The sequence below is a fragment of the Streptomyces shenzhenensis genome (assembly GCF_021462265.1).
GTDB classification, from domain to species: domain Bacteria; phylum Actinomycetota; class Actinomycetes; order Streptomycetales; family Streptomycetaceae; genus Streptomyces; species Streptomyces shenzhenensis.
Genome location: NZ_JAJONF010000035.1, coordinates 71,933 through 95,209, shown reverse-complemented (window position 1 = coordinate 95,209; position 23,277 = coordinate 71,933). Strand labels below are relative to the sequence as shown.

14 protein-coding genes are annotated in these 23,277 nt (G+C 74.1%); 4 read left to right on the top strand and 10 right to left on the bottom strand.

Annotated elements, in window-relative coordinates; all coding sequences use genetic code 11:
• Window positions 1–155: 155 nt before the first annotated feature.
• From LQ326_RS33950 to LQ326_RS33905, 10 genes are all read right to left on the bottom strand, one after another.
• On the bottom strand, window positions 156–1,712 hold the full coding sequence (locus LQ326_RS33950) for an amidase (RefSeq protein ID WP_234542908.1): 1,557 nt from the start codon (window positions 1,710–1,712) through the stop codon (window positions 156–158).
• Window positions 1,709–2,140, bottom strand: a complete 432-nt coding sequence (locus LQ326_RS33945; RefSeq protein WP_234542907.1) for a cupin domain-containing protein — start codon at window positions 2,138–2,140, stop codon at window positions 1,709–1,711. The genes LQ326_RS33950 and LQ326_RS33945 overlap by 4 nt, the downstream gene beginning before the upstream one ends.
• Before the next feature lie 10 nt (window positions 2,141–2,150).
• Window positions 2,151–2,936 carry a creatininase family protein gene (locus tag LQ326_RS33940; RefSeq protein ID WP_234542906.1) on the bottom strand — a complete coding sequence of 262 codons (786 nt, stop codon included), beginning with the start codon at window positions 2,934–2,936 and terminating at the stop codon, window positions 2,151–2,153.
• Window positions 2,933–4,363 (bottom strand): FAD-binding oxidoreductase, encoded by a 1,431-nt coding sequence (locus tag LQ326_RS33935; RefSeq protein WP_234542905.1) that lies wholly within the window; start codon window positions 4,361–4,363, stop codon window positions 2,933–2,935. The genes LQ326_RS33940 and LQ326_RS33935 overlap by 4 nt, the downstream gene beginning before the upstream one ends.
• A complete protein-coding gene (locus LQ326_RS33930; RefSeq protein ID WP_234542904.1) occupies window positions 4,363–5,538 on the bottom strand; it encodes a substrate-binding domain-containing protein in 1,176 nt (391 codons plus the stop codon). The genes LQ326_RS33935 and LQ326_RS33930 overlap by 1 nt, the downstream gene beginning before the upstream one ends.
• A 46-nt stretch (window positions 5,539–5,584) precedes the next feature.
• Window positions 5,585–6,460, bottom strand: a complete 876-nt coding sequence (locus LQ326_RS33925) for an ABC transporter permease (protein ID WP_234542903.1) — start codon at window positions 6,458–6,460, stop codon at window positions 5,585–5,587.
• Window positions 6,457–7,215: an ABC transporter ATP-binding protein gene (locus LQ326_RS33920; RefSeq protein ID WP_234542902.1), complete on the bottom strand. Its 759-nt coding sequence runs from the start codon at window positions 7,213–7,215 to the stop codon at window positions 6,457–6,459. Before LQ326_RS33920 ends, LQ326_RS33925 begins: the two co-directional genes overlap by 4 nt.
• Window positions 7,216–7,347: 132 nt before the next feature.
• On the bottom strand, window positions 7,348–8,568 hold the full coding sequence (locus LQ326_RS33915; protein ID WP_234542901.1) for an amidohydrolase family protein: 1,221 nt from the start codon (window positions 8,566–8,568) through the stop codon (window positions 7,348–7,350).
• A gap of 1 nt (window position 8,569) precedes the next feature.
• Complete coding sequence (locus LQ326_RS33910) at window positions 8,570–9,454, bottom strand: MBL fold metallo-hydrolase (protein WP_234542900.1); 885 nt, start codon at window positions 9,452–9,454, stop codon at window positions 8,570–8,572.
• Window positions 9,451–9,972, bottom strand: a complete 522-nt coding sequence (locus LQ326_RS33905; RefSeq protein ID WP_234542899.1) for a flavin reductase family protein — start codon at window positions 9,970–9,972, stop codon at window positions 9,451–9,453. Before LQ326_RS33905 ends, LQ326_RS33910 begins: the two co-directional genes overlap by 4 nt.
• A 182-nt stretch (window positions 9,973–10,154) precedes the next feature.
• Here LQ326_RS33905 and LQ326_RS33900 point away from each other — a divergent pair, with 182 nt between their 5' ends.
• The 4 genes from LQ326_RS33900 to LQ326_RS33885 all read left to right on the top strand — a co-directional run bounded on the left by LQ326_RS33900 (window position 10,155) and on the right by LQ326_RS33885 (window position 23,274).
• On the top strand, window positions 10,155–10,817 hold the full coding sequence (locus tag LQ326_RS33900) for a helix-turn-helix domain-containing protein (RefSeq protein ID WP_234542898.1): 663 nt from the start codon (window positions 10,155–10,157) through the stop codon (window positions 10,815–10,817).
• Window positions 10,818–11,379: 562 nt separating this feature from the next.
• Window positions 11,380–18,324: a type I polyketide synthase gene (locus LQ326_RS33895; RefSeq protein ID WP_234542897.1), complete on the top strand. Its 6,945-nt coding sequence runs from the start codon at window positions 11,380–11,382 to the stop codon at window positions 18,322–18,324.
• Between the two features lies 1 nt (window position 18,325).
• Window positions 18,326–22,960 (top strand): type I polyketide synthase, encoded by a 4,635-nt coding sequence (locus LQ326_RS33890; RefSeq protein WP_234542896.1) that lies wholly within the window; start codon window positions 18,326–18,328, stop codon window positions 22,958–22,960.
• Entirely contained in the window at window positions 22,957–23,274 is a 318-nt protein-coding gene (locus tag LQ326_RS33885) for an acyl carrier protein (RefSeq protein WP_181809046.1), read from the top strand. Before LQ326_RS33890 ends, LQ326_RS33885 begins: the two co-directional genes overlap by 4 nt.
• Window positions 23,275–23,277: the final 3 nt, after the last annotated feature.

The following is a 23,277-nucleotide window of genomic DNA, read 5'->3' as shown; positions in this document are numbered from 1 at the left end:
CGATCAGCGCGGTGGCGGCGAGGTCGGCGACCACGGTCCGGGGCAGCGCCTCGACGGTGACCGGGCGCGGGGCGGGCCGGGGGCGGGCCAGGGTGACGGACCCGCCGTCGGTCCGCCAGGCGTTGCGGGAGTTGGGTCCGATCAGACCCTGGGCCTCAGGCATGCGTGGGGCTCCTCGTTTCGGCGGTGAGGTCCAGCAGTGCCCGGTCCGTGCCCCGGGCGCCCAGTGCGCACAGTCCCACGGGCAGCGAACGGACCCGCAGCAGCGGAGCGACGACCGACGGGAGCCCGGCCAGCGAGGCGAGGCAGGTCAGGCGGAGGGTGGCGGCGCGTACCGCCTCCACCTCCTCGGACGGCGCGTCGGCGAGCAGGGCGGGACCGCTCGTCGCGGGCAGCAGCAGGGCGGTGCCGGGCGGCAGCGCGGCGTCCAGCGCCTTGCGGGCGTCGGCCAGGATCTGTTCCGCCTCCGACCGCTCGGCCGCGGTCACCCGGCGTCCGTTCTCGAAGCGCGCCGCGACGTCAGGGGCGAGCGCGCCCGGGTGACGGGTGATCCAGGCGCCGTGCTGCTCCCATGCCTCGGCGGCCTGGACGGTACGGAAGGCGGCGAGCCACACCTGGAGGCGCTCGGCGGCTCCGGTGGACGTACGCGCCAGGGGCAGCCCGGTGCGCAGGACCAGCGCGCGGCAGGCCGCCTCGAAGGAGGAGCGGACCTCGGGGCCGGCGAGCGACACCAGGTCCTCGTCCACCACGAGCGCGGTGATCGGCGCCGGGGCGTCCTGTGCGCGCAGCAGCACCTCGGCCGCCGTGCGCAGCAGTACGGGGTCGCGGGCCAGGAGCCCGGCGGTGTCGAAGGAGGGTGCCAGGGCGAGCAAGCCGCCGGCAGGGGTGGCGCCGTGCGTGGGCCGCCAGCCGTACAGGCCGCAGTAGGAGGCGGGCACCCGGATCGAGCCGGCGGTGTCGGTGGCCAGGCCCAGGTCCGCCCAGCCGCGGGCCACGGCGGCGGCCGGACCGCTGCTGGATCCGCCGGTGATCCGGCCGGGGGCGGCGGGGTTGACGGGGGTGCCGTAGTGCGCGTTGGTCCCCGCGAGGCTGAAGGCCAGCTCGTCGGTCTGGGCGATGCCGGCGAGTTCGGCACCCGCGTCGAGCAGCCGCCGTACGGCGTCCGCGTGCGTCTCTTCCGTCCGGGCTTCCGCCAGCCACCCCGGATTTCCCGCGCCGACGCGCTGTCCCGTCACGGCGAACAGGTCCTTCACCGCGGTGCGGACGTGCGCCAGCGGGCCCTGCCCGGTGGACGCCACCAGCGGCCCGGCCACCCGCCACACCGCCGGGTCGGGGCGGTCGTCCGGCACGGGTGCGGACACGGCGCTGACGTGCGCGGCGGCGATCCGCCACCCGGTGCCGGCGTGCTGCCACACCTGGGTCTGCAGCCCGCGCGCCCCGTCCTGCCTGCGGGTCTCGGCGGTCACGACCGCGACCGACGGTGCCGGGCGCACGACGTGCACCCGCTCGACGACCCGCGCCGGAGCCCCGCCTCGCCCGCGCCGGAAGTCGGCGACGGCGGTGTGGCCCACCAGCACGGTGTCGCCCTCGGCGCGCAGGGTGCCGGGGGTGTCGAGGAACCAGTGGTCCAGGCCTGCCAGGTCGTTGGCGGCCAGGGCCTGTTCGTATGCCCAGAAGGCGGCGAGAAGATCCGCGTCCGGGGAGTCGGTCACGACGTCCCCGCCCGCAGTACGGCCAGGTCCTGCGCGTCGAGCGCGGCGAGCGGCCCGCCTTCGACGAGGTCGGCGAAGCCTTCGTCGGGGGACATGACGGTGAGGGTGTAGAGGCGCTCGGTGGCGGACGTGTTGACGATGCGGTGCCTGGACCCGGCGGGCAGCACCAGGACGTCGCCGGGGGCGAGGTCGCGCTCGTGCTCGTCGCTGGCGGCACGGCCGTGGCCCGCGAGCACGACGAACGTCTCGACCGACTCGGGATGCCAGTTGAGGGGCTGGGCGCCGCCCGGTTCCCACACCTCGAAGACGACCGTGGTCGGCGAACCGTCCCGGGGGCCGGTGAGGACGGCGAGCTTGACGGTGTCGCCCGCGGTGATGTGGTGGGCGGTGATGGCGCGCAGCGGGGTGTGCAGCGGAGGGTTGGCCATGGCGGGCTCCCTAGGAGGTCGAGGGGCGGTCGGGCAGGAAGCGTGCGCATTCGCGCAACGCGGCGGCCGCCGCGGCGATGGACGCGTCGACGAGCTTGCGGCCGAGTTCCGGTGTCGCGCCGGTGGGGTCGCCGATGACGCCGTCGCCGGTGGCGAAGTCGTCGCTGGTCCAGCCGAAGGACACCGGCTTGCCGAAGCCGATGTGCTCGTACGCGGTGAGGTGTTCGGGGACGCTGCGGCGCGCCCGTGTCATGTCCACCAGGTCGGGGCGGAGGTGGAGCATGGCGGCGGTCTCCTTGAGTCCGCCGTGCACGCCCATGCCGAGCTCCGTGGCCGGGGAGGCGCCGCCCTGGTCGGCGGGGAGGGACGCGTGCAGCAGAAAGGTGCGCAGGCCGTGGCGGGTGCGCAGTTCGCGCAGGGCCACGCCGAGCAGGGCGCTGTTGCCGCCGTGCGCGTTGAGGAAGGCGAGCCGTCGCACGGGACCGGCGGCCAGCGAACGGCCGAGGTCGTCGAGCACGGAGAGCAGAGTGCGGGCGGTGAGCCACAACGTGCCCGCGGACCAGGCGTGTTCGTCGGACTTGGTGTAGGCGAGGCCCGGCAGCAGCGTGATGTCGCAGCTCTCGCCGGCCAGCCGGGCGGCGCCTTCGGCGATGGCCTCGGCCATGTAGTGGTCGGTGGCGACGGGCAGATGGGGTCCGTGCTGCTCCACCGCGCCGACCGGCAGCACCGCGACGGTGTCCTCGCCGAGCCGCTCGATGTCCGGGCCGCTGAGGTCGATGAACCGGGTGAAGGTCACGGGGCCACCTCGGGATCGGTCTCCTTGGAAACGGTCTTCTCGGGAACGGTCTTCTCGGGAACGGCGGGGATCTTGCCGGGGTTGAGCAGGCCGAGCGGGTCGGTGGTGCGGGCGGCCTCCCGGACCAGGTCGAGGCGGCGGTCCACGAGCCAGTTGTGCGGGCTGTGCACGCCGACGCCCAGGGCTTCCAGGGCGGCGATACCGTCGTACACCGTCTGCTCGTCCTGGTAGCGGGCCATGAGCATGCCGACCGTGCCGGAGCGCATGCCCTCCAGGTGGAGCAGGGTGCCGGGGAAGACCTTCCGGATCTCGGTGGTGTCACCGAGCAGGACGTCGCCGCGGATCTCCAGGTGGAACCAGCCGTCCTCGGCCTTCATCAGGTGGTACGTGGGGTGATTGAAGGACAGTGAGCTGATCAGTGCGGGGCCCTCCGGTGCGGGCCGGACGTCGAGGACTTCTCCGCCGTACGACTCGACGAGCGCCCGTGCCTGGCCGACGGCCTCCTCCTCGATGATCGCGCGCAGGTTCAGGGCCGTGGGATCCAGTGCGGGGTCCGGCCGGTAGACCCGGACGAGGCCGGCCTCGTCCAGCGAGGCCAGGCGCGGGGCCGGTGCCATGCGGACGAGTGCCGACAGGGCGGCGGTGGCGGACGCCCAGTCGTCGAAGGCCGCGAACAGCCCGGTCCAGGTGCGGGCCCGCTGGAGCCGCACGGTGGCGGTGGTGATGACGCCGGTGGTGCCGTAGGCGTGGATGTACGGCAGCGTGTCCGCGTCCCGGACGGTGAAGGGGGCGGCCTCGGCCGTGCAGGGCACGACCGTCAACTCCTGGACGAAGCCGTCGCTGTTGGTGTTGTGCACGAGGGATCCGGTGCCGCCGTTGCCGCCGGAGAGGAAGCCGCCGAGCGTGGTCCCGAAGGTGGACGGGAACATCCACAGTTCCTGGCCGAGCGTGCGGGCGTGGGCTTCCAGCTCGGACATCTTCGCCCCGGCCTCGGCGCGGATCCAGCCGTCGCCCGCGTCGAGGACGCGGTCACAGCCGGTGAGGTCGAGCACGGCACCGTCGTACAGCGGGATCGCCTGGCCGTAGTTCCCGGTGCCCTTGCCGCGCGGGGTGAGGGGGACGCCGCGGCGGTGGGCCAGGGCGAGGAGGCCGGGGATCTGCTCGTGCGCGGTGGGGCGCAGGACGACCTCGGCGTGGCCCGCGGGGAGCTTCGCCGCGAGGATGGGCGACATGTGGGCCCAGTCGCAGGAGGCCTTCTCCCGTGCGGCCGGGTCGCGGATCACCCCGTCGGCGCCCAGGAGTCCGGCGGCCTCGCCACAGAATTCCTCGATCCCGGGGGTGGGCTGACGCGCCGGCTCTGCCGAGGCGCTTCCGGCGTCGTGGTCGGCGACCAGTTCGGTGAGCGTGGTCAGGTTCGCGGGCGTCATCACTTCAGTCCGATCGAGGGGTCGATGAACTCGTCGGTCGCCAGGTCCTGCGCGCTCAGACCCGGCTTGACCTTGGCGCCGCTCTGCTCGACGAGGGGGGTGAAGGTCTTCAGGGCGGAGGCGACGCGCTTCATGTCGAAGCCGCCGAGGCTGCCGTCGGCCTCGTTGCCGAGGATGCCGAGCTTGACCATCTGCCCGGCGGCGAAGGTGCCGGTGCCCTCCGAGTAGACCCAGCCGGTGTTGTACTGCTGGACCAGGTCGCTGATGAGCTTGACCGTCGCCGACGGCTTGGCCGCGAAGTCGGCGGCCGACCGCTGCAGGATGGGGACGAGCTTCTTCAGGCAGGGGCTGAGCGACTTCAGCTCACCGCTGCGCACGGACAGGGACTCGGGGTAGACGTTGTAGCCGACGTCCGCGAGCAGCTGGTACTTGATCGGCTTCTTCCAGGCCGTCACCTCGTGCTGGTAGATGTACGGCTCGGCGGTGGCGAAACCCTGCTGGGCGATGCCCGGGTTGGACACGAAGCGGGCGGGTGCGCCGTCGTAGCTCCCGTCCAGCTGGCTCTTCTTGATGAGGCCCTTGTCGACCAGCAGTGAGGCGTAGGTGCTGCCGTCCACGTAGACGACCTTCGCGTTCGACTTGCCGATGTCGGCGATCGTCTTCCAGTCGGGGTGGGTGGCGGGGTCCCACATCAGGACCTGCGGGCTCTTCTTCATCAGCGCCGCGACTGCGGTGACCGGCTGCTTGACGGACGCCGAGATGGCCAGGTCGGTGGTGACCGTGCCGAGGGTGATGCTCTTGTCGACGTACATCTGCGAGGGGACGGTCTGGTAGCCGATGGCGGAGCCGCCGGCCCGCACCTGGATGTCGACGCCGGTGTCCTTGCCGCCGGTCACCAGCGGCCCGGTGACCCGCTTCTTGCCGGTGTCGACGGTGTAGCCGGGGCCGACGAGGTTGTAGAGCGGGCCGTGTTCGGCCTCGGGCTCCCAGTCGACCTGGACGACGACCGTCTTGGGGCAGACACCGGCAAGGCGCTGGGCGGCGGGAGCCTCCGGGAGCTTGTCGGCGGAACCGGCCGAGGAGGCGGCGGAGCCACTGCCGCAGGCGGTGACCAATACCAGGGTGATTGCGGAGGAAACGCCTGCGGCGGCGGCGCGTCTGGCGGAAGAAGGCATGACTGACTCCCTGAGGGACGGGGGACGGCGAAGGACGAGGGCGGGGTTACGGCCGGTCGGCCGAGGCGTGCCAGGAGCCGACGGCGAGCCGGGCGACGAGGGTGAAGAGGGCGAAGACCGTGACACCGAAGAGCGAGGCGAGGATGATCGCGGCGAACAGGTCCTCGGACTGCAGCCGGGAGCGGTAGACGTCGAGCAGGGTCCCTATGCCGGGTTCGCCCTGCTTGAAGAACATGTCACCGACGATCGCACCGATCACGGACAGACCGGAGGACGTGCGCAGCCCGGTGAAGACCGAGGGGAGGGCTGCCGGCAGTTCCAGCTTGCGCAGCCGGGCCCAGCGGCTCGCCCGCTGGAGGGTGAACAGGTCGTGGTGGGCACGGTCCACCGACTGGATGCCGAACAGCGTGTTGGAGATCATCGGGAACAGGGCGATCAGGACACAGACGACCACCCGGCTGGTGAAGCCGAAGCCGAACCACAGGCCGACCAGCGGCACGATCGCGAGGATCGGCACGGTCTGCAGGATGACCGCGTACGGGTACAGGGAGCGTTCCAGCCAGCGGGCCCTGCTCATCAGCACCGCCGCCGTCACGCCCAGCGCGCAGGCGATGAAGAGGCCGACGAGCGCGACCTGGGCGGTGAGCGACAGCGCCTGGAGCATCGGCTGCAGGTGGGTCCAGTCGAGGAACGACACGGTGAGGACCTGCTGCGGGGGCGGGACGAGGAAGCGCCGGGCGGGGCTGAGCAGCAGATAGCTGACGGCGTACCAGACACCGAGGGCCGCGCCGAGCGACCCGAGCGGCGTGAGCAGGGCGGCGTACCGGACCCGGCGCCGGCGTACCGGCCTCACCGGTTCGGCCCTGGTGGCCTCCGCCGTGGGTACGGCCGTGTCGGCGCGGGCGGTGATGTCGGCGCTCACTGGAGACCTCCTCGCAGCGCGGCCGAGACCTCGCCGGCGATCCGGCCGAACCCGGGGTCGTAGCGCAGCTGGGCCGGACGGGGATGGGGAAAGGGCACGTCGAAGGAGGCGGTGATGCGGCCGGGCCGCGCCGACATCACCACGACCCGTCGGGCCAGGAAGACGGCCTCGGTGACCGAGTGGGTGATGAACAGGGCGGCGAAGCCGGTATCGGCGTAGATGCGCTGGAGTTCCTCCTGCATGCGCAGGCGGGTCATCTCGTCGAGGGCGCCGAAGGGTTCGTCGAGCAGGAACAGCGAGGGCCGGGTCATGAGGGCGCGAGCCAGGGACGCCCGCATCCGCATGCCTCCGGACAGCTGCCCCGGCAACTGCTTCTCGAAGCCTTCCAGGCCCACCAGCCGCAGGGCGTCCAGGGCCCGTTCACGGCGTTCGGCCTTCGGCGTCCCGGCGAGTTCGGCGGGGAGTTCGACGTTGGCCAGGACGGTGCGCCAGGGCAGCAGGGTCGGGTCCTGGAAGACGTATCCGACCGAGTCGACGGGGGCGTGGACGGTGCCGCCGGTGGCGGCGTCCAGGCCGGAGGCGAGGCGGAGCAGGGTGGACTTGCCGCACCCCGAGGGGCCGACGACGGCGACGAACTCGCCGGGTGCGATGGAGAGTTCCAGGCCGGTGAGGGCGGTGGTCCCGTTGGCGAAGTGCTTGTCGACGCTCTCGAATCGCAGCGTCGCGTCGAGCGTGTCTTCGGCGGTGGTCGGCACATCAGCTCCCTTCAGTGCCACAGTCAGGAATGTTGATAGCATGAACATCGATTGTTTCCAGCCAGTGTCCTGGCCGTATCTGTTCGCCGTGTCCGTGCGCCGGACCGCTCGCTTCAGCCGGAGCGGCCCGGATCAGAGGAGCTCGCGGACCACGGACGTACGGCTGACCAGCCGCCCGCCGGCGAAGACCAGCCGCTCGGGGGCGGCCGTACCCAGGGCCTCGGGCACGGACCGCGCGCGCACCGCCAGGAGATCGGCGACAGCACCCTCGTACGGCCCGGCCGCGGGCAGCCCGAGGACGGCGCGGGCCCCGCCCGTGACCGCGTGCAACGCCTCGTCCGGGGTGAGATGACCGGCCGTGACCAGCAGGGACGAGGTCTCCAGCGGATCCGCCCGGCCCATCGGGTTGAACGGGTCCCGGATGTTGTCACCGCCCGCCGCGACCGTCACGCCCGCGTCCAGCAGCGCGCGTACGGCGGTGAGGCCGCGCGGTGTGGACGACGGACGGTCGCGGCCCTGCAGGTAGAGGTTGGTCAGCGGCAGGGTGACCACGCCGATCCCCGCCGCCGCGACCTCCTTGGCCGTGCGAGCCGCCTCCTCCGGCTCCACCGCGCCCAGGCTGACGCAGTGGCTCGCGGTGACGCCGGGGACGAAGCCGCGCTCGCGCACGGCACGGGCGAGCAGACGCAGATCCCCGGCGTCCGGGGCGAGGGTCTCGTCCGCGTGCAGGTCGACCCCGACCCCGTGCTCGGCGGCGATGCGCAGGGTCCGCCGCACGGACCCGGCCGGATCGGCGGACAGGTGGGGGCAGTCGCCCAGCAGGTCCGCGCCGAGATCGAGCGCCTGGTGCAGCAGTTCGTCCGGGGCGTCGACATGCAGGACGGCGATCTGGAGCCGTACGCGCCCTCGGAGTCGCGCGCGCAGCCGGAGCAGGCCGCGCAGGCCGCGCAGCGGATCACCGTCGCCGTAGCTGCCGTCGCGGGTCAGGAGATCCACGTGGGTCCTGACCGCTGTCACGCCGTTCGCACACAGTTCGTCGACGGCCCTCCCGCCACGCTGGAACACGTCCTCCTCGGTGATCCGCGCGGCATACGCACGCCAGGCGGCGACGGCGGAGAGCAGGTCTCCCGGTGGTGCGCCCGCCAGGTCCCAGGTCAGGGCTTTGTCCAGGTGGGTGTGCGGTTCCGCGAAGGCGGGCAGCAGCAGGTACCCGGTCAGGTCCAGTTCCTCGGGGCCGGGGGGAAGCAGGCCGCAAGGGGCGACCCGCTCGACCAGGCCGCTGTCCGGGTCCAGCAGGACGTCGCGGAGGTCCGAGCCGGGCAGCCGTGCGCCGCGCAGCAGAAGTGGTGGCATGTCAGTGGTCCGTTCCGTGCGGCGCGGTGAGCACCGCGAAGCCGTCGAAGTCATGACGGCGTACGGGGGCGCCGAACATGTCGGTGGAGGCGTACGGGCGGGTGCGGCCGTCCCGTACGGCCGCGAACGCCTCGGCGACCCGGCCCACGAAGTCCGCCGACTCCCGGTGTCGCAGGTTGTGGCCGAGCAGCGCGGTGGTGACGGGCAGCTCCGCGAGGCGGCGTGTGGAGTCGGCGAAGGCGGTCACGTCGGCGCCGGGCACATGGGCGAAGAAGGTGCCGCTGATGAGGGTGTCGCCGGCCAGCAGCAGCCCGGTCTCCGGCTCCCACAGGCAGATGCCGTCCGGCGAGTGCCCGGGGGTGTGCAGCACCTGGAGGCGGCGCCCGCCCAGGTCGAGGAGGTCTCCTTCGCGCAGCAGCCGGGTGGGGCGTACGGCCTCGATCCGCCAGTGGGCCAGGTCGGGAGCCGGCCGTACCTCGACGCGGGAGTCGGTGAGGAAGAAACCGCCGGTGTCCAGGGCGTGGAACTCCTCGTACCGCTTGCGCAGGTCGCGCGCGATGTGCCCGTACGCCTCCAGCCACTCGTGCGGGGCCGGATCCGTGTGCAGGGCGGCCCCGCGGGGATGCACGGCGATGTCCTCGGCGTGCGCGGCCAGGGACGCGTTGCCGCCGCGGTGGTCGAAGTGATGGTGGGAGTTGACGACCAGCAGCGGCAGCCCGGTCAGCCGTCGCACCTGCGCGCCGATGTCGCCGATGCCCATCCCGGTGTCGTAGAGGAGGGCCGTCCGGTCGCCGAGCAGGAGGTAGCTGTTGACGTGACCGGGTTCGGCGATGACGAAGGCGCCCGGGCCCGTCTCGGTGACCTGGAACCAGGCGGGGCCGCTCACGCGGCACCGAGCGCGTGGTAGCGGCGGTCGTGGTACACGAGAGCGCTCGGTCCGCCGGTGCCGGGCACGACGTCTTCGACAGCGGCGACGATCAACTGGTGGTCCCCGGTGGGGAGATCGCGCACGACGCGGCACAGCACCGCGTACGAACTGTGCGCGAGCAGTACGGGCAGTCCGCCGCTCCCCCCGGCCGACCACTCCAGGCCCGTGAACCGGTCCGTGGCGGGGCCGGCGAAGCGCCGGGAGACGTGCTCGCCGTCGGCGTGCAGGATGTTCAGCGCGAACCTGCGGCCTTCGAGCAGCGCGGGCAGCGTACGGCCGCGGTGGCCCACCCCGATGGCCAGCAGGCGCGGCTCGCGGCTCAGGCTCATCACGGCGGTGCTGGTGAAGCCGACCGGGCGGCCCTCGGACGTCAGGGCGGTGACGACGCAGACGCCCCCGGCGAGGGCGGCCATGGCGTCGAGGAAGCCGGATTCCGGCGGGAAGGCGACGGGACGGTCGGAGGTGGCCGCGGCCATGGAGGCTCCCTTGGGGCTGGGTGTCGGGGAGACGGATACGAGGGACCTGCCCGACACGGGATACAATGTTCGTGCCATCAACATTGAGCCTAGGGTCTCGGTGTTTCGGTGGCGTAAAAGCTCCCTTGGCCGTCACCGGGACGCCGACGGCCTCGCGATCCCGACCCTTTAGGATTCCCGCCATGCCAGCGCGACCCGCTCAGAGCACGCCGTCCGCCGCCAGTCGTCCAGCCGCCGCAGTACCGGACACGGACGCGCTGCTGCGCGCCGAACTCGGCAGCGCGATCCGGAAGCTGCGCAAGGAGCGGGGCCTGACCCTCGTCCGGCTGGCCGAACTCGCCGGGCTCTCGCACCCGTTCCTCAGTCAACTGGAGCGGGGACTGACCCGGCCGAGCATGCCGTCCCTGCACCGCATCGCCCGCGCCCTCGGGACCACTCAGCAGGCACTCATGACGGCGGCGGCGGTGCCGTATCCCGATGCCCCGGCCGGTTCGGCCCACCTGGTGCGCTCGGGTGAGGGACTCGCCGTGGCCAGGCCCGGCGGTACGGCGCGCATGCTCGGCGCCCCCGCCTACTCCGTCCACCCCGTGGAGTACACCGGGATGCCGGAGCGCTTCGAGGAGTACTACGACCACCCCGGTGACGAGTTCGTCTACGTCGTCGCCGGCGAGATCGAGATCGACCTGCAGACGGCCGACGGACCCCGCTTCCACGTGCTCGGGCAGGGGGACAGCATCTGCTACCCGGGAGGTACTCCCCACCGGTGGCGAGCCGTCGGCGACGGTTCACGCGTACGGGTCCTCACCGTCCAGAACGCGACGGGCGAAGCCGGTCACCACTCCTGAACCGGCGTGCGGGCGGGCGTGGGCCGTCACTGAATTCCTGTCAATGAGCGGCCGGCGAACCGGGCGCTCTCCGGCCGTTTACTTCAAGGGTTTACAAGAATTTTCCCCGTCGTGCGTTTCATTTGCAGCAATGCGGTTGACGACAGGTTTTTGTCAGGATTGGGTGAGGGTTGACGCGGAGGCGTTGGGTGCGGCTTTCCGGTGTGCCACGATTGAGCCAGTGGACCGAAGTCACCCCGAATTTACAGAGCTCGGCGCGGTCGCACGGCGCGTTGCGGAGCGGTGAGTGCCGGGTGAATGGCCAGGGCGCTTTGACGGGCTTGTGACGGTGTGCCGCCGGGGATCCGGGCGCCGAACGGCCGCTGTGTCAACGTGGATTGCCGGGATTTTCGGCTCTTGCGGTGAATTCCCCCCGCTGGCCGAATCAATGCTACCGGGCGCGATGCGTACGCTCCGTTGTTGACCCGCGAGTAATGAACTCGCTAGTTTCCGGGGGCCTCACCACGAGCTTTTCGCCGCACACATCCCCCACCGTGCTGTCCTCCCGATTATTCGGAGCGTCATGACGTCCCCTGTGCGTGCTGTCGACCTGATCATGTGCATCACCCCTTTCGGAGCACCCGATGCCAGGCTCGCCACAGCGGTCTGCGCCGCCGGTGGACTCGGCGTCCTCGACCTGGGCCGCGGCGACCGAAGAACCCTGGAGGCGCTGGCCCGGCTGAGACGGGCGGCCCCGGGACCCTACGGGGTGCGGATCGCCGCCGGCTGCGCTCTCACCCCGGACGCTCTCACCCCGGACGGTCCCGGCCCGGCCCCCGACACCGTGGTCCGGGCCGCCGACGCACCCTGGACCATCGCCGAACTCGCCCCGCGCACACGGGTGCTGGCCGAGGTGACCGACCTGGCCGGAGCCCGTGCGGCGGTCGCCGCCGGTGCCCACGGGCTGATCGCCCGGGGTGCCGAGAGCGGCGGCCGGGTCGGCGAGCTCAGCACCTTCGTCCTCCTTCAACAACTGCTCGCCGCAGACGAGTTGGAGGTGCCGGTCTGGGCCGCCGGCGGCATCGGAGCGCACACGGCGGCGGCCGCGGTGGCCGGCGGCGCGGCCGGGGTGGTCCTCGACAGCCAACTGGCGCTGCTCGCCGAGTCCCGGCTGCCCGAGGCGACGGCGGCCGCCCTGCGCTCCTTCGACGGCTCCGAGACGGTCGTCGTGGCCGGGCACCGGGTCCTGCACCGCCGCGGCCCGGACGCCGTACACCCGCCCGCCGAGGACCCGGCCGCGGTCGCCGCGCTGCTCGGCGCCGAGGACCCGCGCACCCAACTGCTCCCGGTGGGCCAGGACGGCTTCCTCGCCGCACGGTTCGCCGAACGCTGGGGCGACGTACGGCGGACCGTACGGGAGCTGACCGCGGCGATCCGCGGTACCGGTGCCGCCGCGGGCGCGCCGCGGCCGGCCGGCCCGGCTGCCGCCGCCGACGCGCTGCGGCCCGCCACCTCCGCCATGAGCCGGGCCCTCGGCACCCGGCTGCCCGTCGCCCAGGGCCCGATGACCCGGGTGAGCGACCGGGCCGCCTTCGCCGCGGCCGTCGCCGACGACGGGGCACTGCCCTTCCTGGCGCTGGCCCTCGCCGACGGCGTCCGCACCCGGGAGATGCTGACCGAGGCCAAGGCCGCGCTCGACGGGCGGCCCTGGGGCGTCGGCGTACTGGGCTTCGCGCCCGAGGAACTCCGCAACGCCCAGCTCGAAGCGGTACGCGAGCTGCGGCCCAGCCACGCCATCGTCGCGGGCGGCCGGCCCGCCCAGGCGGAGGCGCTGGAACGGGCCGGGATCAGCACCTTCCTGCACGTGCCCTCGCCGGGGCTGCTGCGGCAGTTCCTGGAGGCCGGCGCCCGCAAGTTCGTGTTCGAGGGCTCCGAGTGCGGCGGCCACGTCGGCCCGCGCGCGAGCTTCCCGCTCTGGGAGGCCCAGCTCGCCGTTCTGGAGGACTTCCCGGACCTCGAAGGCCTGGAGGTGTTCTTCGCGGGCGGCATCCACGACGAACGCTCGGCGGCGATGACCGCCACCCTCGCCGCGCCCCTCACCGCCCGGGGCGCGGCCGTGGGCCTGCTCATGGGCACCGCGTACCTCTTCACCGAGGAGGCCGTGGACCGGGGCGCGATCCAGCCCCTCTTCCAGCGCCAGGTCAGGGCGGCCGCCTCGACCGCCCTCCTGGAGACCGCGCCCGGCCACGCCACCCGCTGTGTCCCCAGCCCCTTCACCTACGACTACCGCGAGCGCGAAGCCGAGCTGCGCGACCAGGGGGTGCCCGACCGGCGGGTGTGGGAGGAGCTGGAACGGCTCAACGTCGGCCGGCTGCGCATCGCCAGCAAGGGCGTCGACCGCACGGCCGACGGCGAACTGACACCGGTGGACGAGCAGCGCCAGTTCTCCGACGGGATGTTCATGGCCGGAGAGGTCGCCGTCCTGCGCTCGGCGACCACCACCGTGGCCGCCCTGCACCACGCCGTGACCGACGGAGCCGCCGGCTTCCTCGCGCGGCGGGAGGCCCCCGAGGAGCACACGGAGCCCACCGCCCCCGCCCCGCTCGACATCGCGATCGTCGGCATGGCCTGCATGTTCCCCGAGGCCCCCGACCTCGCCGACTTCTGGGCGAACGTGGTCGCCGGACACGACGCGGTCACCGAGGTGCCGGTGGCGCGCTGGGATCCGGCCGTGCACCACGCTGAGGGCACTACGACCTCCAAGTGGGGCGGCTTCCTGCCGCCGATCCCCTTCGACCCGCTGAGCTACGGCATCCCGCCCGCCTCCCTCGGACACATCGAGCCCGTCCAGCTGCTCGCCCTGGAGGCCGCCCGGCGCGCCCTGGACCACGCCGGATACGGCGCGCGCGGGCGGGAGTTCGACCGCTCGCGCACCTCCGTCGTCTTCGGCGCCGAGGCCGGCAGCGACCTCTCCAACGCGGCCACCCTGCGCGCCGTACTGCCCTCCTACTACGGCAAGGTGCCCGACGGCCTCGCAGACCAGCTGCCCCGGCTCACCGAGGACTCCTTCCCCGGCATGCTGGCCAACGTCATCTCGGGGCGGATCGCCAACCGCCTCGACCTGGGCGGCGCCAACTACACGGTGGACGCGGCCTGCGCCTCCTCGCTGGCCGCCGTCGACGTCGCCTGCAAGGAACTCACCGCCGGCACCAGCGACGTCGTGCTGTGCGGCGGCGCCGATCTGCACAACGGCATCAACGACTACGTCCTGTTCTCCTCCGTGCACGCGCTCTCCCCGACCGGCCGCTCCCGCGCCTTCGACGGCTCCGCCGACGGCATCGCGCTCGGCGAGGGCGTGGCCTGCGTCGTCCTCAAACGGCTGGCGGACGCCGAGCGCGACGGTGACCTGATCTACGGCGTCATCAAGGGCCTGGGCTCGTCCAGCGACGGCCGCTCCCTGGGCCTGACCGCCCCGCGCCCCGAGGGCCAGCGGGCCGCGCTGCTGCGGGCGTACCGCAACGCCGGGATCTCCCCGGCCCGGGTCGGCCTGGTCGAGGCGCACGGCACCGGGACCGTCGTCGGCGACCGCACCGAACTCACCATCCTCAGCGAGGTGTTCACGGAGGCGGGCGCGGAGCGGGGCGGTTGCGCGCTCGGGTCGGTCAAGTCCCAGATCGGGCACACCAAGTGCGCTGCCGGACTCGCCGGGCTGATCAAGACCACCCTCGCCCTGCACACCGGCGTCAAGCCGCCCACCCTGCACCTCGACCACCCCAACCCGGCCTGGAAGGAGACGGACAGTCCGTTCGCCTTCCACACCGAGTCCCGGCCCTGGGCCGCCCCGCCCGCCGAACGGGTCGCGGGGGTCAGCGCGTTCGGCTTCGGCGGCACCAACTTCCATGTGGTGCTCGCCGCCTACGACAGCCCGCTGCCACCGGAACAGGGACTGGACGCCTGGCCCGCCGAGCTGTTCGTGTTCCGGGGCCGGGACGAGAAGGCCGCCCACCGGGGCGTCGAGGAGATCCTGCGGGCCGCCGGCACCGGGTCCTGGCGGCTGCGCGACCTGGCGCTCGCCGCCGCCCGCCGCGCGGACGCCTCGAACGAACCGGTACGGGCCGCGGTGGTCGCCGGCGACGTGGCCGGGCTGACCGGACAACTGCGCCGCGTCCTCGCCGGCGAGCACGACCCGGCCGCCGGCATCCACCTCGCCGGCCCGCGGCCGGGCGTGGCCGCCGACGCCAAGGTCGCCTTCCTCTTCCCCGGCCAGGGCAGCCAGCGCCCCGGCATGCTCGCCGACGTCCTCATCGCCTTCCCCGAACTGCAGCACTACCTCCAGCTCGGCCGCGCCCACGCCGACACCCTCTACCCGCCCACCGCGTTCGACGAGGACACCCGCGAGCGCCGCCGGGCCGCCCTCACCGACACCCGGGCCGCCCAGCCCGCCCTCGGCATCACCGGCCTCGCCTCCCACGCCTTCCTGACGGCGGCCGGCGTCCGCCCCGACATGGCCGCCGGCCACAGTTACGGCGAACTCGTCGCCCTGAGCGCGGCCGGCGCCCTCAGCCCCGAGACCCTCCTGCAACTGAGCGCCGAACGCGCGGCCGCGATCCTGGCCGCCGCGGGCGACGAACCCGGCACCATGGCGGCCGTGTCCGCCGGAGCGGACGACGTCGAACGCGCGCTGCGGACGGCCGGCGCCCCGGCCACCGTGGTCGTGGCCAACCACAACTCGCCCCGGCAGACGGTCGTCTCCGGCCCGACCGACGACGTGACCGAGACCGTCCGGCTGTTGCGCGAGGCCGGTCTCGGCGCCAAACGGATCCCGGTCGCCTGCGCCTTCCACAGCCCGGTCGTGGCCGGGGCGGGCGACCGGTTCGCGGAGGTCCTCGCGGACACGGCCGTACGACCGCCCGAGTTCCCGGTGTGGTCCAACCGCACGGCGGCCCCCTACCGGCCGGACGCCGACGCCGTACGCGCCGAACTCGCCGCCCAGATCGGCTCACCCGTCGCCTTCACCGCCCAGATCGAGGCGATGTACGAGGCCGGGGCCCGCGTCTTCGTGGAGGCCGGGCCCGGGACCGTCCTCACCCGGCTCGTCGGGCAGATCCTCGGCGACCGCCCGCACACCACCGTGGCCTGCGAACCGCGCGCCGGCAGCGGACTGCGCGGCTGGCTCGACGCCCTGGCCCAGCTGGCCGTGGCAGACGTACCGGTACACACCGCCTGGCTGCTGCGCGGCCGGGACGCCGTGGACGCGGTCCGGACCCCGGCGCCGAAGCGGCCCGGCTGGACGGTCGACGGACAGCTCGTGCGCACCGCCGCCGGAGACCTCCTGCCCGGTGCCCTCGCACCGGCCCGACGAGTCGAGGAGACGACGACTGTGACGACGGACCAGCCGCACGGCGCCCCCGCCGACCGGGACGCGCTGATAGCCGAGTTCCTGCGCACCAGCCGGGAGATGGTCGCCGCCCAGCGCGACGTGCTGCTCACCTACTTCGGGGCGACCCAGGTACAGGTGCCGGCCGCGCCGGTGCTGCTGCAGCAACTGCCGCCCGCCGAAGCGCCCGCCCCCCAGCCGCAGCCGGCGGAGCCCGCCCTCGCGCCCGCCCCGGTGGCCGAACCCGAGGCGGCGGCCGACGTCGAGCGGGTCGTCCTGGAGATCATCAGCGAGCGCACCGGCTACCCCGTCGACATGATCGAGCCCGACCTCGATCTGGAGGCGGACCTGAGCATCGACTCGATCAAGCGGGCCGAGATCGCGGGCGAACTGGCCAAGCGCCTCGGCATAGCGGGCGGCGCGGAGACCCTGGACGACGCCGAGCTGGAGGACCTGGCGAAGGCCCGCACGGCGGCCGCGGTGACGGGGTGGCTGAAGGCGCGGGTCGACGCGGGCGGTGCCGGTCCGGCCCCGGCGGCCACCGGGACGCCGGGCGACGGCCATGGCGGTGGCGGTGTGATGCCGGTTCCGGGTCCTGCGGCCGCGAAGGCTGCCGGCGGGGGCGGTGCCGACGCGGACTCGGGTCCCGCGGCCGGCGAGCCGCTCGCCGGGGTGGCCCCCAAACGCTTCGTCCTGCGGCCCGTCGCCCTGGCCGAGCCGGACCCCGACGCCGATCCCGCCGCTCTGCTCGCCGGCCGGCGGTTCGTGCTGCTCGGCGCGGAAGCGGGCCCCGCGGCCGCCCGGATCGCGGCGCGGCTCGCCGCCTGCGGGGCGGAAACCGTGACCATGCCGGCCGGCCATCTGCTCGGGGCGGCGGACGGGACCGTGGACGGGGTGCTCTACCTGGGCGGTCTGCCCGGGGCCGCGCAGACCCCGGTCCTGCCGGACGCCTTCCCGGCGCTGCGCGCGGCCCTCGCGCGCGGTCCGCGCTGGCTGCTGGCCGTCCGCCCCGCCGACGGCGCGGACGCGGCACGCTCGGCCGGGCTGCACGGGCTGTTCCGTACCGTGGCCCGGGAGTACCCGGACACCGTCGCCCGGGTCGTGACCCTCGGGGACACCGCCCCGAACGCGGTCGCCGACGCACTGCTCGCCGAACTGCTCGCGCCGGAACCGGCTCCGGTCGTGCTGCGCACGGCCGCCGGACGGCAGGGCCTGGACATGGTCGAGGCGGCGCCCGGCGCGCTCGGCGGCACCGGGGCCGGACCGGCGGGAGCGGGCGCCGCGGAGGCCGCCGCCCTCGGCCTGGACCGGGACTCCGTGGTGCTGCTGGTCGGCGGGGCCAGGGGCATCACCGCGAAGTTCGCGGCCGGTCTGGCCGCCGCCTGCCGCTGCCGGATCGAACTGCTCGGCCGCACGCCCGCGCCCACCGGCCCGGAGAGCCCGGACACCGCGGCCGCCCGCACCCCGGCCGAACTCCGCACCGCCCTCGCCGCCCGGGGCGGCCTGAAGCCGGCCGAGATCAACCGGGAGGCCGAACTGATCCTGGCCCGGCGGGAGATCACCGCCACCCTGGACGAACTCGCCGCCCTCGGCAGCGAGGCGCGCTACCGCGCCGTCGACTTCCGGGACCGCGACGCCGCACTCCAGGCCGTCAAGGAGATCCACGCCGACCACGGCCGCCTGGACGGGGTCGTGTTCGCGGCCGGGGTGATCGAGGACCGGCTGATTGCCGAGAAGACCCCGGAGTCCTTCCAGCGCGTGTACGGGACGAAGACGGCCGGCGCGGCCACCCTGCTCGCCGCCCTCGAGGAACTGCCGGGCGGTCCCGCCTTCGCGGTGCTGTTCGGCAGCATCTCGGCCGTCCTCGGCAACCGCGGCCAGGCCGACTACGCCGCCGCCAACGACGCCCTGGAGAGCCTCGGCGCCGACTGGGCGGAGCGCACCGGGAACCGCGCGCTGACCGTGCACTGGGGGCCGTGGGCGCCCACCGGCGGCCACACCGGGATGGTCAGCCCGGAGCTGGGGCGGGAGTACGCGCGGCGCGGGGTCGAGCTGATCGACCCCGACGAGGGCACCGCCGCCCTGCTGCGCGAGCTCGCCTGGGGCGAGGAGTCCGTGCGGGCCGTCGTCTACACCGCGTCGGGCTGGTGACATGACCGACGACCGTCAGATTCCGGTCGCGATCGTGGGCATGGCGGTGCTGCTGCCGGGCGCCGCGGGCCTGGACGCGTACTGGCAGAACCTGGTGAACGGCACGGATGCCATCACGGACGTGCCGGACGGGCGCTGGGACGCGGACTACTACCGGCCCGGCTCGGCCACCGGGCCCGCCGTCCCCGACCAGGTGTACTGCCGGCGCGGCGGCTTCGTGGACGCACTGGCCGAGGTGGAGGTCACCCGGTACGGCATCATGCCGAACTCGGTCCCCGGCACCGAGCCCGACCAGCTGATCGCCCTCGACGTGGCCGCCGCCGCCATCGCGGACGCGGGCGGCGAGGACCGGCTGCCCGACCGGCACCGGGTCGGCGTGGTCCTGGGCCGGGGCGGCTATCTCACCCCCGGCCTGGTCCGGCTCGACCAACGGGTCCGCACCGCAGGCCAACTGGTCCGCACCCTGGGCGAGTTGGTGCCCGACCTCACACCCGGCCAACTGGCCCGGGTACGCGAGGCGTTCACCGACCGGCTCGGTCCCGCCAGCCCCGAGTCCGCGATCGGCCTGGTGCCCAACCTCGCCGCCTCCCGCATCGCCAACCGCCTCGACCTGCGCGGCCCCGCCTACACCGTGGACGCGGCCTGCGCCTCCTCCCTGGTCGCCGTCGACCAGGCCGTCACCGAACTCACCGCCCGCCGCTGCGACGTGATGCTCGCCGGGGGAGTGCACCACTGCCACGACATCACCCTGTGGAGCGTCTTCTCCCAGCTGCGCGCGCTCTCCCCGAGCCAGCGCATCCGGCCCTTCCACCGGGAGGCCGACGGCATCCTCATCGGCGAGGGCACCGGAGTCGTCGTCCTCAAGCGCCTCGCCGACGCCGAACGCGACGGCGACCGCGTCTACGCGGTGATCCGCGGCACCGGCGTGGCCAGCGACGGCCGTACCGCCGGACTCGTCAACCCCGACCCCGGCGGTCAGACGTATGCCGTACGCCAGGCCTGGCGGGCCGCCGGCCTCGACCCCACGGCCCCGCACTCGGTCGGCCTCCTGGAGGCGCACGGCACCGCCACCCCCGCCGGTGACTCCGCCGAACTCACCACCCTGGCCGAGGTGTTCGGGCCCGGCGGACCCGACGGGCGCGGCGCCGAGCGGGCCGTACTGGGCTCGGTCAAGTCGATGATCGGCCACACCATGCCGGCCGCCGGAGTCGCGGGACTGGTCAAGGCCGCCCTCGCACTCCACCACGCCACCCTGCTGCCCACCCTGCACTGCGACGACCCGCACCCGGCCCTCGCCGCCACCCGCTTCCGCACCCTGGACCGGGCCCGGCCCTGGGAGACCGTTCGCGGACAGCCGGTGCGCAGGGCCGGGGTGAACGCCTTCGGGTTCGGCGGGATCAACGCGCACGTGGTGCTGGAGGAGGCCCCGGGCAACCGCCCCGCCGCCGTCAGCCGCGGCGCGGGAGTCGTCGCAGCCCGCGGCACGGAAGCCGCCGCACCCCGCCGTGCGGAGGTCACCGAACCCGAGCGCATCCTCCTGCTGGCCGCCGACACTCCCGAGCGGCTCACCGCCGTCCTCGCCGCCGACGACTCCGCGGTCCTCGCCGCCGGTCTCGACCCCGCGGGGACCCATCCGCGGACCGGCCCGGTCCGGCTGGGCATCGTCGACCCCACCGCCAAACGGCTGGCCCTGGCCCGGCGCGCGGTCGGCAGGGGCCGGGCCTGGCAGGGCCGCAACGACGTGTGGTTCCGGCCCGCCGGGCTGCTGAGCACCGGCAGGCTGGCCTTCGTCTTCCCCGGTCTGGAAGGCGAGTTCACCCCCCGCGTCGACGACATCGCCGCGCACTTCGGCCTCCCCGCCGTCACCGGCCCCGCCCCGGCCGCCGTGCGGGTCGGGGACGTGGGCCGCCATGGGTTCGGTGTCGTCGGCGTGGGCCGGCTGCTCGACTCGGCGCTGCGCCGGATGGGCGTGGTGCCGGACGCGGTCGCGGGGCACAGCGTCGGCGAGTGGACGGCGATGGTGGCCGCCGGGCTCTACTCGGGTGACCAGGTTGACGCGTTCATGGCCGAGTTCGACCCCGACGCGGTCACCGTGCCGGGCCTCGCCTTCGCCGCGGTCGGCGCCCCCGCCGACCGGGTCCTCGCCGCACTCCACGAGGACTGGACGGACGCCGGGATCGTCCTCTCCCACGACAACGCGCCGAACCAGTCGATGATCTGCGGCCCGGACCGGGCCGTGGCGGACTTCGTCCGGGCCTTCCGGGCCGACGGCGTGCTCTGCCAGGTGCTGCCGTTCCGGTCCGGTTTCCACACCCCGATGCTGGCGCCGTACCTGACCCCCATCAGGGAGGCCGCCGAGCGTTTCCGGCTGCACCGGCCGGCCGTCCCGGTCTGGTCCGGCACCACCGCGGCCCCCTTCCCGGCGGCCGAGACGGAGGTACGCGAGCTGTTCGTCCGGCATCTGCTGGAGCCGGTCCGGTTCCGGCAGCTGGTCGAGGGCCTGTACGCCGCGGGGCACCGCGTCTTCGTCCAGATGGGCCCCGGCCAGCTCGCCTCCCTGATCGGCGACACCCTCGGCGACCGCGACCACCTCGCCGTCGCCGCCAACTCCCCGCACCGCTCCGGCCTGGCCCAGCTCCGGCGCGTGGCCACCGCGTTGTGGACCGCGGGCGCCACCGTCGCACCGGCGGTCCCGGGGACGAGCAACCCGGCCACGTCCACTCGGCAGCGGCCGCCCGTCCGGCTCGACCTGGGCGGCGCGCTGGTCTCCCTGGACGGCCCGGAACTGGCCGGACTCCGCACGGCGCTGGGCAGCGGACGGACATCCGCCGGGCCGTCCCCGCTGGACGACCTCGCCACCCGCATCCCGGCCGCCGCCGAACTCGACGCGCTGCTGCGGGAGACGGCCGACACCGCAGCGGCCGTGCTCACCGCGATCCGCACCCCGTCCGGCACCACGGCCCCCGCCACCGCCCGTGCCCTGCCCCGCCACGCGGCCCCTCGCCCCACCGCACCCCAGCGCACCGCGGACCGCGCCCCCGCCCGCACGGCACCGCCGCCCACCTCCCGCACCACCACCCTCCGGGTGTCCCCCGAGGCGATGCCCCACCTCCTCGACCACTGCTTCTTCCCGCAACGCCCCGGCTGGCCCGACACCGAGGACCGCTGGCCGGTGGTCCCCGCCACCACGATCGTCCAGCACATGATGGACGCGGCCGAGGACGCCACCGGGCTGCGGGCGGTGGCCGTGCACGGAGCCCGCTTCGACCGCTGGCTCACCGCCACGCCCCCCGTCGACGTGCCGGTGACCGTCACCCCCGACGGGCCCGGACGGGTCTCGGTCACCTTCGGCCCCACCGCCCGCGCGGTCGTGGAAGTCGCCCCCGAACACTCCCCGCCGCCCGTCGGCCCCACCCGCCCCCCGGCCCCCGAGCGGACCCCCGACCACACCGCGGCCGAGCTGTACACCGAACGCTGGATGTTCCACGGCCCGGCGTTCCAGGGCGTCACCGAACTCACCGCGATCGGCGACCGGCACGTGCGCGGGGTGATCACCGCGCCCGCCGCCCCGGGCGCGCTGCTCGACAACGTCGGCCAGATCCTCGGCTACTGGATCATGGCGACCCGCACCGAGCGGACCGTCGTCTTCCCGGTGCAGATGCGCCGCGCGTGCTTCCACGGCCCGCATCCCGCCCCCGGCACCGAGGTCGGCTGCCTGGTGCGGATCACCTCGCTCACCGACACCGTCCTGGAAGCGGATGTGGAGCTCACCGTCGGCGGCCGGGCGTGGGCCCGGATCGACGGCTGGCAGGACCGTCGCTTCGACAACGACCCGCACACCCGGCCCGTCGAGCGCTTCCCAGAGCGCAACACCCTCTCCCAGACGCAGCCCGGCGGCTGGGCGCTGCTCCACGAACGCTGGCCGGACCTGGCCTCCCGCGAGCTGATCATGCGCAACTCCCTCGGTGGCGCCGAGCGTTCGCAGTACGCCGAGCGGCCACCGCGCGGCCGCCGGCAGTGGCTGCTGGGCCGGATCGCGGCCAAGGACGCGGTACGGCAGTGGCTCTGGCAGCACGGCGAGGGGCCGGTCTTCCCGGCCGAACTCCGGGTCGCGAACGACGCGTCGGGCCGTCCCTACGTGGTCGGCGTGCACGGCCGCACGCTGCCCGAGCTGGACGTCTCCCTCGCCCACCGGGCCGAGGCGGCGGTGGCGATCGTACGCCCGCACACCCCCGGACCCGGGCCGGGCATCGACCTCGAAGAGGTCGCCGAACGCGACCCGGCGGCTCTGCGGGCCGCGCTCGGCGCGGACGAACTCCGGCTGTTGCACACCCTGTCCGCAGCCGGCGCGGGCGGCGCGGGCGGCTCAACGGACCTCTGGTTCACCCGGTTCTGGGCCGCCAAGGAAGCCGTCGCCAAGGCCGAGGGCACCGGATTCGACGGCCGGCCACGGGACTTCACCGTCCTGGAGGCGGCCCCGGACGGCAGCCGGCTGCTGGTCTCGGGCCGGCTGGAACGCGCCTACCCGGTGCACTGCGCGCCGGTCCGCAATCCCCCCGCACTGCCGGACCGCGACTACGTCGTGGCCTGGACGACCGGACCGGCAGCCGCAGACCCCGAGGAGGACCCGCGATGAACCCCACCGAGCCCGAAGTCCGCGCCGACGAGGAGGCGGTCCTCGCCGACCTGGCGCGGATGCTGCGCACCCTCCTGGAGGAGTACGGCGACGACGACGCCGAGATCGGCATGAGCACCACCTTCAACCGCGACCTAGAACTGGAGAGCATCGACCTGGTCACCCTGGCCGGGCTCCTGGAGGAGCGGTACGGCAAGCGGGTCAACTTCGCCGAGTTCCTGGCCGGGATGGAGTTCGACGAGATCATCGAGCTGACCGTCGGACGGCTCGTCGAGTACGTGGTGTGGAGCCTGAAGGCCACGGAGGCGGGCTGAGCC

Excerpts from the sequence above, each read along its gene's own strand:
- LQ326_RS33885 (WP_181809046.1), top strand. The coding sequence starts at position 22,957 with ATGAACCCCACCGAGCCCGAAGTCCGCGCCGACGAGGAGGCGGTCCTC.
- LQ326_RS33935 (WP_234542905.1), bottom strand. The coding sequence starts at position 4,363 with ATGACGCCCGCGAACCTGACCACGCTCACCGAACTGGTCGCCGACCAC.
- LQ326_RS33915 (WP_234542901.1), bottom strand. The coding sequence starts at position 8,568 with ATGCCACCACTTCTGCTGCGCGGCGCACGGCTGCCCGGCTCGGACCTC.
- LQ326_RS33945 (WP_234542907.1), bottom strand. The coding sequence starts at position 2,140 with ATGGCCAACCCTCCGCTGCACACCCCGCTGCGCGCCATCACCGCCCAC.
- LQ326_RS33905 (WP_234542899.1), bottom strand. The coding sequence starts at position 9,972 with ATGGCCGCGGCCACCTCCGACCGTCCCGTCGCCTTCCCGCCGGAATCC.
- LQ326_RS33900 (WP_234542898.1), top strand. The coding sequence starts at position 10,155 with ATGCCAGCGCGACCCGCTCAGAGCACGCCGTCCGCCGCCAGTCGTCCA.
- LQ326_RS33895 (WP_234542897.1), top strand. The coding sequence starts at position 11,380 with ATGACGTCCCCTGTGCGTGCTGTCGACCTGATCATGTGCATCACCCCT.
- LQ326_RS33890 (WP_234542896.1), top strand. The coding sequence starts at position 18,326 with ATGACCGACGACCGTCAGATTCCGGTCGCGATCGTGGGCATGGCGGTG.
- LQ326_RS33930 (WP_234542904.1), bottom strand. The coding sequence starts at position 5,538 with ATGCCTTCTTCCGCCAGACGCGCCGCCGCCGCAGGCGTTTCCTCCGCA.